Origin of the sequence: Streptomyces sp. NPDC021749 (assembly GCF_040640655.1) — a bacterium.
In the GTDB taxonomy this organism is placed as follows: Bacteria; Actinomycetota; Actinomycetes; order Streptomycetales; family Streptomycetaceae; genus Streptomyces.
In genome coordinates, this window is sequence record NZ_JBFACE010000005.1 from 289,940 (window position 1) to 301,472 (window position 11,533).

The window sequence follows — 11,533 nt, forward strand, 5'->3', positions numbered from 1 at the left end:
GCACCCCATGGACCGCCTCGCCAACACCGTGCGCCCCTACGCCTGGGGCTCCACCACCGCCCTCCCGGAGCTCCTCGGCACCGCACCGACCGGCGAACCCCAGGCCGAGATGTGGATGGGCGCCCACCCCGGCGCCCCCTCCCGCCTCGACCGCGGCACCGGCCCCCGCTCCCTCGCCGAGATCATCGAGGCCGACCCCGAGGCCGAACTCGGACCCGCCGCCGTCCGCGCCTTCGGCCCCCGGCTGCCCTTCCTGCTCAAGCTGCTCGCCGCCGGCTCACCGCTCTCCCTCCAGGTCCACCCCGACCTGGCCCAGGCCCGCGAGGGCTTCGCCGACGAGGAACGGCGCGGGGTGCCGCTCGACGCCCCCCACCGCAATTACAAGGACGCCAACCACAAACCCGAGCTGATCTGCGCCCTCACCCCCTTCGAGGGCCTGTGCGGCTTCCGGCACCCCGCACAGACCGCCGACCTCCTCGAAGACCTCGGCATCGACGACCTCACGCCGTACGTCGACATCCTCCGCGCCAGCCCCGAGGCCGACGCGCTGCGCGAGGTCCTCACCGCCGTCCTGAGCGCCGAACACCACGCCATCGCCGACACCGTCGAACGCGCCGCCGTCGCCGCCGGCCAACTCGCCGCCAAGGGCGGACCGCACGCCGACGCCTACGCCGTCTACGCCGGCCTCGCCCACCACTACCCCGGCGACCCCGGCGTGCTCGCCGCCATGCTCCTCAACCACGTCCGGCTACAGCCCGGCGAGGCCCTCTTCCTCGGCGCCGGCATCCCGCACGCCTACCTCAGCGGCCTCGGCGTCGAGCTGATGGCCAACTCCGACAACGTGCTGCGCTGCGGGCTGACCCCCAAGCACGTCGACGTCCCCGAACTCCTGCGGGTGGTCCGCTTCGAGGCCGGCGACGCGGGCGTCCTGCGCCCCGAGGACATCGGCGGTGAAGAGCTCTACGACACCCCCGTCGACGAGTTCCGCCTCTCCCGCTTCGTCCTCGCCCCCGGCGCCGCCCCCCACCCCCTCGCCTCCGCCACCCCGCAGATCCTGCTGTGCACCGCGGGCACGGTCCACCTCCACGGCACCCCGGACGGCACCCCGGCCGACGGACCGGCCGACGGACCCACACAGGGGCCTCCGGCCGAACTGACCCTGGCCCCGGGCGAGTCCGTCTTCGTACCGGCCGGCGAGCACCTCACGCTCGGCGGGGAGGGCACGCTCTTCCGGGCGACGGTGGCGGTATAGCGCGGAGCCGGGGAGCCGGGGAGCCGGGGAGCCGAGGAGCCGGCGAGCCGAGGAGCTGCGAGCCGGCGTCGCGGGGGAGTGGCCGCCGGGCCGTCGCACGGCCGGTAGCGGGATGCGCATCGCCGTACGGGGCGCGCGCCGGGGTGCGCAGTGCCGTACGGGGCGCGCGCCGCGAGGGCGTCTTCGGGGAATAGCGGGTAATTGCGAGTGGCTGCTGGTGACTGCGGGTGACTGCAGATCACCGGGGGTGGGCGCGCGGCCGTGGTGGCGCGCGGCACGATGTAGGTGATGACGTAGGACGAGGGGCGTAGGCGGGCGCCGGTGAGCGCCGTTGGGCGCTGGTGGGAGGCGGTGGACGTCACGCGTCCGTAAGGGGCGTACACGGTGGCGTAGCGCGACCGGGACCGCACGGGGCGTTTATTCGGTAGGTGGGGCGGGAGACCGTCCGGCAGGTGGCCTCCCCGCGTCCGCCGGACGCCGGGCTGCAACAATGACCGCCGCACAGCATTAAAGGGGCGGTAAAGCGGCGAGCCCCGTCGACGGAAGGGACATGCGGCACTTATGAGCGCATCAGGCGGGACAAAGGCGATCGTTGCGGCGCTGGGCGCCAACCTGGCGATCGCCGCAGCGAAGTTCGTGGCCTTCGCCTTCAGCGGCTCGTCCTCGATGCTGGCCGAAGGCGTGCACTCCATCGCGGACTCCGGCAACCAGGGCCTGCTGCTGCTCGGCGGCAAGAAGGCCCAGCGCGCGGCCACTGAGGAACACCCCTTCGGCTACGGCCGCGAACGCTACATCTACGGCTTCCTGGTCTCCATCGTCCTGTTCACCATCGGCGGCGTCTTCGCGCTCTACGAGGGCTACGAGAAGATCCACGACCCGCACCCCCTGGAGGCCTGGTACTGGCCGATCGGCGTCCTGGTCTTCGCCGTCATCGCCGAGGGCTTCTCGTTCCGCACGGCCATCAAGGAGTCCAACGAGCTGCGCGGCAAGCAGACTTGGGCCCAGTTCGTACGCCGCGCCAAGGCCCCCGAGCTGCCCGTCGTGCTGCTGGAGGACTTCGGCGCCCTGGTCGGCCTGGTCCTCGCCCTGGGCGGCGTCGGCCTCACCCTCCTCACCGGCGACGGCGTCTGGGACGGCATCGGCACGATGTGCATCGGCGCGCTGCTGGTACTGATCGCGCTCGTCCTGGCCGCCGAGACCAAGTCGCTGCTGCTCGGCGAGGCGGCCGGCCCCGACCAGGTCGCCAAGATCCGCGCCGCGGTCGCCGACGGCGACGTCGTCACCCGCGTCATCCACATGCGCACCCTCCACCTCGGCCCCGAGGAACTGCTGGTCGCCGCCAAGATCGCGGTCCGGCACGACGACACCGCCACCCAGATCGCGGACGCCATCAACGCCGCCGAGGCCCGCATCCGCGAGGCCGTCCCGATCGCCCGGGTCATCTACCTCGAACCCGACGTCTACGACGAGGCCACCGCAGCCAAGGGCCCCAACCCTGCCAAGACCCCTGGCGGCCACTGAACCGGCCGGCCCGCCCGGCACCGCCCGGCAGCCGCCCGACAACGGCCCGGCCCCCACACTCAGGTGGAGTGTGGGGGCCGGGCCGTTTCGGCGGGGCGCCTGCCACGCGGCCCCGGGCCACGCGACGAGCTCCGGCTGGGAGTACCGCCCCTCTACCGGGAGCACGGTTCCGCTGCGCGACTGCCGTCCCTGTGCAGGGGGCGCCGCCGCTGTGCAGGGAGTGCCGTCCCTCTGCTACGAATACCGGCCCGTCTGCAGGGAGTAGCGTCCCGCGTCGGGACTACCGTTCCTCCTGCAGGTAGTACGGGGTCCCGCTGCCGGGAATACCGTCCCGCTGCCGCCGTGTTGAGGGCCCCGAGGGGGCGCTCGTACCCCCTACGGGATCTGTTCGACGACGCCCTACGGGATCGCCCCACCCCCACCCCCACCCTGCCAGGGCCCTCCGGATCCCTACTGGATCTCCCCGAGAACGGCCAACAGCGCCTCCGTGTCCGCCGCCTCCTGCAGCCGCGCCCGGAAGTCCGCGTCCATCAGCTTCCGCGACAGCAGCGCCAGGATCCGCAGATGCTCGTCCCCGGCCGCCGCCTCCGGCACCGCGATCAGGAAGACCAGCCGGGCGAGCGTGCCATCCAGCGACCCCCAGTCGATGCCCTCCACGGACCGCGCGAACCCGACAACCGGCGCGCTCACCGCGTCCGTCTTGGCGTGCGGAATGGCGATCTCCTCACCCAGCCCGGTCGTGCCCTGCACCTCCCGTGCCAGCGCCACCCGGACCAGCTCGGCCACGTCCGTCACCCGACCGGTGCCGGCCACCAGCTCCGCCATCTCACGGATCGCCGCTTCCTTGCCGTCGGCGGCGAGCTGCGTTTTGACGGTCTCCTCGGTCAGGTAACCCGAGAGCACCTCGGTAGGGACGTTACGGGGGACATCGCCGGAGACGTTGGGCTGAGCTCCCGCAGGGGATTCCGTAGACACCGCAGCAAGCGCCCCAGCAGACTCGCGGGCCGCACCAGGCGCCCCAGCAGACCCGGCAGCCTCAGCAGGATCCACAGCAGTCTCGGCAGCCCCAGCAAGCACCCCAGCAGACTCGCCAGACCCACCAGACGCCACAACAGACGCGTCAGAAGACCCCCCACCAGACGTCCCACCGGCCGCGACCACGTCGGCCGCCCCACCAGCCGCGCCCACCTCGGCCGCCTCGCCAGCCGCGCCCACTTCGGCCACCTCGGCCGCCCCACCAGCCGCAACCACCTCAGCCACCTCGCCAGCCTCGACCGCCCCCACCGACCCGCCCACAGCTTCCACAGCAGCGCCCGCCCCGACAGCCGCCGCACCCTTCCGCCGCTCCGAAAGATCCACCAGCGTCACCGTCGTCAGAGCCGTGACCACCGCCCCGATCACCACGGCCAGGAAGAACGCCGGCACCCCGCCGACCGCCCCCAGCACCGCCACGATCGGCCCGCCGTGCGGCACCGCGTCCGTCACCCCGGTCATCCCCGCGACCGCACCGGCCACCGCGCCGCCGAGCATGTTCGCCGGAATGACCTGGGCGGGCCGGGCCGCGGCGAACGGAATCGCGCCCTCCGAGATCCCGAAGAGCCCCATGAACAGCGCTGCCATGCCCGTCTCACGCTCCTGCTCGGAGTACAGCCGACGGCGGACCAGCGTGGCCAGCCCCTGCCCCAGCGGCATGACCGGAATCGCCGCGGCACACATGCCCATCACCGTCTGGTTGCCGGACGCAATCAGTCCCGCGCCGAACAGGAACGCGGTCTTGTTCACCGGCCCACCCATGTCGAACGCGATCATCAGCCCGAGGATCGCGCCGAGCAGGATCGCGCTCGACCCGGTCATCCCGCCGAGCCACCCCGTGAGGTGCGTGAACACCCAGGCGACCGGCTTGCCGATGACGTAGATGAAGAACAGCCCGAGCGCCGTGGTTGCCACGATCGGGATCACGATGATCGGCATGATCGGCTGGACGAACTTCGGAACCCTGACCTTCTTGATCCACTGCACCAGATAACCGGCCAGGAACCCGGTGACGATCGCGCCGATGAAGCCCGCGCCCGCCTTGGAGTCGTACAGCGCGCCCGTATTGGCGATCCAGCCGCCGATCATGCCCGGCACCAGCGCCGGCCGGTCGCCGATCGCATAGGCGATGTAGCCGGACAGGATCGGCACCATCAGCGTGAAGCCGATGACTCCGACGTCGTTCACGTGCTTCCAGAACGAGCCGTCCGGGATCACCAGACCGCCGTCCGCCTGGGGATGCCCGCCCAGCGCCAGCGATATCGCGATCAGCAGGCCGCCGACCACCACGAACGGGATCATGTAGCTGACCCCGTTCATCAGTGCCTTGTACGCGACGCTGCGCTCCTTGCCGCCGCTTCCGGAGGCCTTCGCCGCACCGGACGCCGCGCGGTCGCCCGTACCGGCGCCGCCCCCGTCCCCGCCCTCGTACACCGGTGCGCTCCGCACCCGCTCGATCAGCTGCTCCGGGTGGTGGATCCCCTCGGCGACCCCGACCGCCAGGACCCTCTTGCCGGCGAACCGGCTGCGGTCGACGTCCTTGTCCGCCGCGATGATGATCCCGTCCGCGCCTCTGACATCGTTGTCAGACAGTACGTTCTCAGCCCCGATGGAACCTTGGGTCTCCACCTTGATCTCATGACCGAGCGACCGGGCCGCCTGGGCCAGCTTCTCCGCGGCCATATACGTGTGGGCGATACCGGTCGGGCAGGCCGTCACTGCAAGCAGCTTCAGCCCCTGCCCGTCCGTCCCCGCGCCCTTGGGGGGATCAGCTGGACTCGTGGTCACGTGGTTCTCCTCACGAACATGCGCGGTCGTGCAGACGTTCCGGTGTCCTCGCGCTCCCGGCATCCTGCACGACGTCCCCGCCCCCGCAAAGCCCTCCCGCACCAGCTTCCGCACCCCCCACCACGCCCTCCGCAGCCCCTCACAAGCCCTCCACCTCCACCCCACCTCCCGCAGCCCGGCCTGCCCCACCGCGTCCGGCTCACCCCACCCCGTCCAAAGCCGCTCCGCCGCTCCCAAACGGCTCAGCCCAAACCGCCCCGCCAAACGTCCCCGCCCAAACCGCCCCGCCCCGTACGGTCCGCCCCCGCCCCCGCCCCGTCAAAACCGTCCCACCGAGATCGGCCCCCCTCACAGACCCCTGCCCACCGGCCGCTCACCCCCACCTGCGCCTCCAACCCCAAACAGCTCCCAAACCGCTTCCCCCAACCACTTCCAACCGCTCCCAACCACTCCCAACCGCTCCCAATCCACCCCCCAGTCCGCCCCCCAAAAAAAACGCCCCCGCACCGCTCCCTGCACCCCCACCCCACGACCCAGCCCCTCCTCCCCCCTCCTGGCCGGACCGCCCGGAACCGGCCCCTCCGTCCCCCCTCGGGCTGGGGTTCACTGGGCCGATCGGTGTAGATTCGTGACTAGTGCCAGACGTCGCTGCTGATGGCGGTCGGTCGGCCCGCCCCGCGGACCGGCCGAGGGAGAGAGGGCCTCCGACGGACTGCGCTGCGGCCAGGGGACAGGTATGTCCGCAGAGGCAGGTCGCCTCTGCGTACGCTCCTTCCGTCAGCCACCGCTGGCGAACCCCAGCCCGCGCCGCAGACTGCCCAGCCCGAAACCACGCGACGCTTCGAGGAGCAGCCCGCATGACGACAGCAGCCACCGGCCAGGACTTCAAGGTCGCCGACCTGTCCCTCGCCGCCTTCGGCCGCAAGGAGATCACCCTCGCCGAGCACGAGATGCCCGGCCTGATGGCGATCCGCAAGGAGTACGCCGCCGCGCAGCCGCTGGCCGGCGCCCGTGTCACCGGCTCGCTGCACATGACCGTGCAGACCGCCGTCCTGATCGAGACCCTGGTCGCCCTCGGTGCCGAGGTCCGCTGGGCGTCCTGCAACATCTTCTCCACCCAGGACCACGCCGCCGCGGCCATCGCCGTCGGCCCGAACGGCACCCCGGACAACCCCCAGGGCGTCCCGGTCTTCGCCTGGAAGGGCGAGACCCTCGACGAGTACTGGTGGTGCACCGAGCAGGCGCTGACCTGGCCGAACTCGCCCACCGGCGGCCCGAACATGATCCTCGACGACGGCGGCGACGCCACCCTCCTCGTCCACAAGGGCGTCGAGTACGAGAAGGACGGCAAGGTCCCCGCCGTCGAGACGGCCGAGAGCGACGAGCACCGCGCCATCCTGGAGCTGCTCACCCGCTCCCTCGCGGAGAACCCGCAGAAGTGGACGAAGCTCGCCTCGGAGATCCGCGGTGTCACCGAGGAGACCACCACCGGCGTGCACCGTCTCTACGAGATGCAGCGCGACGGCGAGCTCCTCTTCCCCGCCATCAACGTGAACGACGCCGTCACCAAGTCGAAGTTCGACAACAAGTACGGCTGCCGGCACTCCCTCATCGACGGCATCAACCGCGCCACCGACGTCCTGATCGGCGGCAAGACCGCCGTCGTCTGCGGCTACGGCGACGTCGGCAAGGGCTGCGCCGAGTCGCTGCGCGGCCAGGGCGCCCGCGTCATCATCACCGAGATCGACCCGATCTGCGCCCTGCAGGCCGCCATGGACGGCTACCAGGTCACCACCCTCGACGAGGTCGTCGAGACCGCCGACATCTTCATCACCACGACCGGCAACAAGGACATCATCCTTGCCTCCGACATGGCGCGGATGAAGCATCAGGCGATCGTCGGCAACATCGGCCACTTCGACAACGAGATCGACATGGCCGGCCTGGCGAAGCTCCCCGGCATCGTCAAGGACGAGGTCAAGCCCCAGGTCCACACCTGGACCCACCCCGACGGCAAGGTCCTGATCGTGCTGTCCGAGGGCCGCCTGCTGAACCTGGGCAACGCCACCGGCCACCCGTCCTTCGTGATGTCCAACTCCTTCGCGGACCAGACGCTGGCCCAGATCGAGCTGTTCACCAAGCCGGAGCAGTACCCGACCGACGTCTACGTCCTGCCCAAGCACCTGGACGAGAAGGTCGCCCGCCTCCACCTCGACGCCCTGGGCGTCAAGCTCACCGAGCTCCGTCCGGACCAGGCCGCCTACATCGGCGTCTCCGTCGAAGGCCCGTACAAGCCCGACCACTACCGCTACTGATACCGAGCACCACGCTCCAGCAGCCGGTTGCCCCAGGCCCTCGCCACTCACGGCGGGGGCCTGGCCCGTACCGGCTCCCTCCCTACCGCACCGCCCCCGACGCACCGAACCGTCGCCGCTCGAAGGACTGCACCCCTCATGCCCCGCGGCCGCTACTCCCTCCACGATCCGCACGATCACACCCCCCTCGGTGAAGAACACTTCCACTGCGCCACCGGCCCCTCCGGCTGGCGCTACGTCTCCCAGATCACCAACCCCTCCGGCGACCACATCGGCTCCGTGGACCTCACCCTCGACGACCTCGGCCGCCCCATCCGGCTCGAACTGCACGCCTCCGCCTGGCAGGTCCGTGGCGCCGCCCTGGACGGCGTCACCTGGGTACGCACCGACCCGACCGGCACCCACGCCACCGAAGGCAACGCCCGCGCCCACGCCTTCACCGGAGCGTCCCCCGCCTTCCTCGTCGCCACCGCCCGGCTGCTACGCCCCGCCCTCGGCGCCGGCGCCGTCCGCGCCCGCCTCGTCGCCTTCACACCCCCCGTCCTCGCCCCCCGCACCCTCGATCAGTCCTGGGCCTTGCTCAACAGCACACCACACGCCACTGACAACGCCCCCCTCATCGCGGACGAATACCAGGTCAACGACATGGAGACCGGCGAACAGCACACCGTCCACCTCGCCGGCGACGTGGTCCTCTCCGCCCCCGGCATCGAACTCGAATCCCTCGACTCCCCGCCGTCCACCTTCACCTGAGCCGGTCCCCGTCCCGACCCCCGCTCACATCGGCGGCGCGAACCCCGTCCGCGGCGGCCGCGACTCTCCCGAAGAAGCCGGGCCCGCACCCGCAGTGGACGCCGACCCGGAAGCCACCGCCGAAGAAGGAGCGGCAGAGGGAGCCGGAGACGGAAACGGCGACGACGAAGAAGACGAAGACATCGAAGCCGACGAAGAAGACGGAGACGACCAAGAAGCCCCCGGTTCAGCCCCAGCCCCAGCCCCAGTCGCAATCCCAGCCCCATCCGGAGCCGACGAAGGCACAGACGACGAGCCGTACGACAAGCCGCGCGACGCGCCATAGGCCGAGGCGTACGGCGAGGCGTACGACGCCGGGCCCCCCGCCTCCGCCCCGTACGCCGCCGCCCCACCACTGCCCGGCCCGGCCGCCCCATGACCCGTGGACGCCGTCCCGAACGCCCGCCGCGACTCCCGCCCCTGCCGCTCCCCGACCACTGCCGCCAGGTACGCGACCGGATGCACCCCCGCCGGCACCGGCACGCCGGTGAACCCTCGGAGATCCTCCGCCAGCCGCCCGGCCATCGCCGCCCCGGCCTGCGCGTCCAGCTGCCCCGTCCGCGCCAGGTACTGCCGCACGGTCAGCCACCACCCGTCCGGCACCCGCGACAGATCCAGCGCCCCGAGTTCCGCCACCAGCCACGGAGGAGGCGGCGGCAGCGCCGCCCCCACCTCGGCCGCCGGCATCCGCTCCCGTATCACCAGAGTCCCGGCGAACACGTCCCCCACCCGGCGGCCCCGCGCCGACACCAGGGAGGCGATGGCCGCCACCACCCCCATGGTCAGCACGGTCTCGATCGCCCCCATGGCGCCCCGCACCAGCGCGTGCCGGAACCGGATGGGCCCGCCGTCCTCCCGCACGACCCGCAGCCCGCAGATCACCTTGCCCAGCGACCGCCCATGGCTCAGCGTCTCGATCACGATCGGAATCCCGACCTGCACCAACAGGAACGTCGCCACCGACACGGCAGCCACCGCCGCACTGTCCATCGACGACGTCGCGCTGACCAGCATCATCGACACCGCGATATAGACACTCCAGGCCACGGCCACATCGACCGCGACCGCCAGCCCCCGGCTCGGCAGCCTCGCCGGCCGCAGCCCCAGCACCACCGCTTCACCCGTGACGAGTTCACTCACGCCGCGCCCACTCCCTCTCGCTCCCCGAACCCCGCCCGGACCACGCCGGGCCCGGCCAGTCTGCCAAGCTGACTCCGCACTCACCCACTACGGCGCTACGAGGAGCGACCCCGTATGGACCTCGATGTCTTCATCGCGGCACACCGCGCCGAATGGGACCGACTCGACGCACTCCTGCACCGCAAGCGCCGCCTCACCGGAGCCGAGGCCGACGAACTCGTCGCCCTCTACCAGCGCACCACCACCCACCTCTCCCTCCTCCTCTCCAGCGCCCCCGACCCCGCGCTGACCACCCGCCTGACCTCCCTCGTGGCCCGCGCCCGCAGTACGGTCACCGGCGCCCGCAAGTCCTCCTGGCGGGACACCGCGCGCTTCTTCACCACCGCCTTTCCGGCAGCGGTCTACCGCCTGCGCCACTGGTGGATCCCCACCGCAGTCCTCTCCACCGTGGTGGCCGCGCTCCTCGGCTGGTGGATAGCAGCCCACCCCGAGGTCCAGGCGGCCATCGGCGCCCCCGACGACCTCCGCGCCATGACCCGCCCCGGCGGTGAGTACGAGACCTACTACTCCAGCCACCCCGCCGCCTCCTTCGCCGCCCAGGTATGGACGAACAATGCCCAGGCCGTCGCGATGTGCCTGGTACTCGGCGCCTTCCTCGGCCTGCCCGTCCTCTGGATCCTCTTCCAGAACATGCTCAACCTCGGCGTCGGCATCGGCCTGATGTCCTCGGCGGGCCGCCTCGACACCTTCCTGGGACTGATCCTTCCGCACGGCCTCCTGGAGCTGACCGCCGTCTTCATCGCCGCCGGCATCGGCCTCCGCCTCGGCTGGACCCTCATCGACCCGGGCCCCCGCACCCGCCGCGCCGCCCTCGCTCAGGAAGGCCGCTCGGCCCTCGGCGTCGCCATAGGACTCGCTGCCGTGCTCTTCGTCTCCGGCGCCCTCGAAGCCTTCGTCACCCCCTCCGGCCTGCCCACCTGGGCCCGCATCGGCATCGGCACCGCCACCGAGCTTGCGTTCCTGCTCTACGTACAGGTCCTGGGCGGCCGCGCGGTACGTGCCGGCGCCACCGGCGACGTCGATCCCGCCGACCGCGACGCCAGCCTCCCCACCGCCGCGTGATGTGCGCAGAGCCCCGCTGACCTGCTAATCTCCTCTCTGCCCCGGCGACCGTTGACACGAGCAGCTGGGGGAGGTAGATTCGAACGGTTGCAACGAACTGGACAAGTTCATCAGCGACGGTTAGTCTCTTCTCCGCTTCGCGCAGGATCCTGAATTCGACGAAGCGCAACCGACCACTTACCGGAAGCCCCGGGCGATTCAATTCGCCGGAAACGCTTCTGATAAAGTCGGAAAAGCCAAAAGGCACCCCCCTCCGACGGGGAATCGGAAACGAATTCGGGCCGGTCAACGGAACGAACAAGATCTGATAGAGTCGGAAAGGCCGAAAAGCGAAAGCGAAGCGGCCGGGCCCGCTCCAACAGGGCGCCGGAGACGAAAACGGATCTGGTAAGGTTGGAACCGCGAAGAAGCCGAAAGGCCGAAACGCACCGGCGGAAATCAGGACCGCGAGGATCTGATAGAGTCGGAAACGCAAGACCGAAGGGAAGCGCCCGGAGGAAGCCCGAGAGGGATTCCAAAGGAAGCGTCCGTTCCTTGAGAACTCAACAGCGTGCCAAAAGTCAACGCCAGA

Annotated in this window: 7 protein-coding genes; 5 read left to right on the plus strand and 2 right to left on the minus strand. The window is 71.1% G+C overall.

Annotated elements, in window-relative coordinates; genetic code table 11:
* Positions 1–7: 7 nt before the first annotated feature.
* Together manA and AB0G35_RS07710 are read left to right on the plus strand one after the other, a co-directional pair.
* Positions 8–1,252, plus strand: a complete 1,245-nt coding sequence (manA, locus tag AB0G35_RS07705; RefSeq protein WP_360945302.1) for a mannose-6-phosphate isomerase, class I — start codon at positions 8–10, stop codon at positions 1,250–1,252.
* A gap of 561 nt (positions 1,253–1,813) precedes the next feature.
* Complete coding sequence (locus tag AB0G35_RS07710) at positions 1,814–2,773, plus strand: cation diffusion facilitator family transporter (RefSeq protein WP_360945305.1); 960 nt, start codon at positions 1,814–1,816, stop codon at positions 2,771–2,773.
* 450 nt (positions 2,774–3,223) lie between these two features.
* Here the strand turns inward: AB0G35_RS07710 and AB0G35_RS07715 are convergent, their stop codons facing one another.
* A complete protein-coding gene (locus AB0G35_RS07715; protein ID WP_360945357.1) occupies positions 3,224–5,593 on the minus strand; it encodes a fructose-specific PTS transporter subunit EIIC in 2,370 nt (789 codons plus the stop codon).
* 857 nt (positions 5,594–6,450) lie between these two features.
* Between AB0G35_RS07715 and ahcY the strand changes: the two genes are divergently transcribed.
* On the plus strand, positions 6,451–7,908 hold the full coding sequence (gene ahcY, locus AB0G35_RS07720; RefSeq protein ID WP_360945308.1) for an adenosylhomocysteinase: 1,458 nt from the start codon (positions 6,451–6,453) through the stop codon (positions 7,906–7,908).
* A 138-nt stretch (positions 7,909–8,046) separates the two neighbouring features.
* A complete protein-coding gene (locus AB0G35_RS07725) occupies positions 8,047–8,661 on the plus strand; it encodes a hypothetical protein (RefSeq protein WP_360945310.1) in 615 nt (204 codons plus the stop codon).
* Between the two features lie 24 nt (positions 8,662–8,685).
* On the opposite strand, the gene AB0G35_RS07730 is transcribed toward AB0G35_RS07725, so the two are convergent.
* Positions 8,686–9,840: an RDD family protein gene (locus AB0G35_RS07730; RefSeq protein ID WP_360945312.1), complete on the minus strand. Its 1,155-nt coding sequence runs from the start codon at positions 9,838–9,840 to the stop codon at positions 8,686–8,688.
* A gap of 114 nt (positions 9,841–9,954) precedes the next feature.
* Here AB0G35_RS07730 and AB0G35_RS07735 point away from each other — a divergent pair, with 114 nt between their 5' ends.
* Entirely contained in the window at positions 9,955–10,962 is a 1,008-nt protein-coding gene (locus tag AB0G35_RS07735) for a stage II sporulation protein M (RefSeq protein WP_360945314.1), read from the plus strand.
* Positions 10,963–11,533 lie beyond the last annotated feature (571 nt).

Coding starts and splice junctions, on each gene's coding strand:
- ahcY (WP_360945308.1), top strand. CDS start 6,451: ATGACGACAGCAGCCACCGGCCAGGACTTCAAGGTCGCCGACCTGTCC.
- AB0G35_RS07725 (WP_360945310.1), top strand. CDS start 8,047: ATGCCCCGCGGCCGCTACTCCCTCCACGATCCGCACGATCACACCCCC.
- AB0G35_RS07710 (WP_360945305.1), top strand. CDS start 1,814: ATGAGCGCATCAGGCGGGACAAAGGCGATCGTTGCGGCGCTGGGCGCC.
- AB0G35_RS07735 (WP_360945314.1), top strand. CDS start 9,955: ATGGACCTCGATGTCTTCATCGCGGCACACCGCGCCGAATGGGACCGA.
- manA (WP_360945302.1), top strand. CDS start 8: ATGGACCGCCTCGCCAACACCGTGCGCCCCTACGCCTGGGGCTCCACC.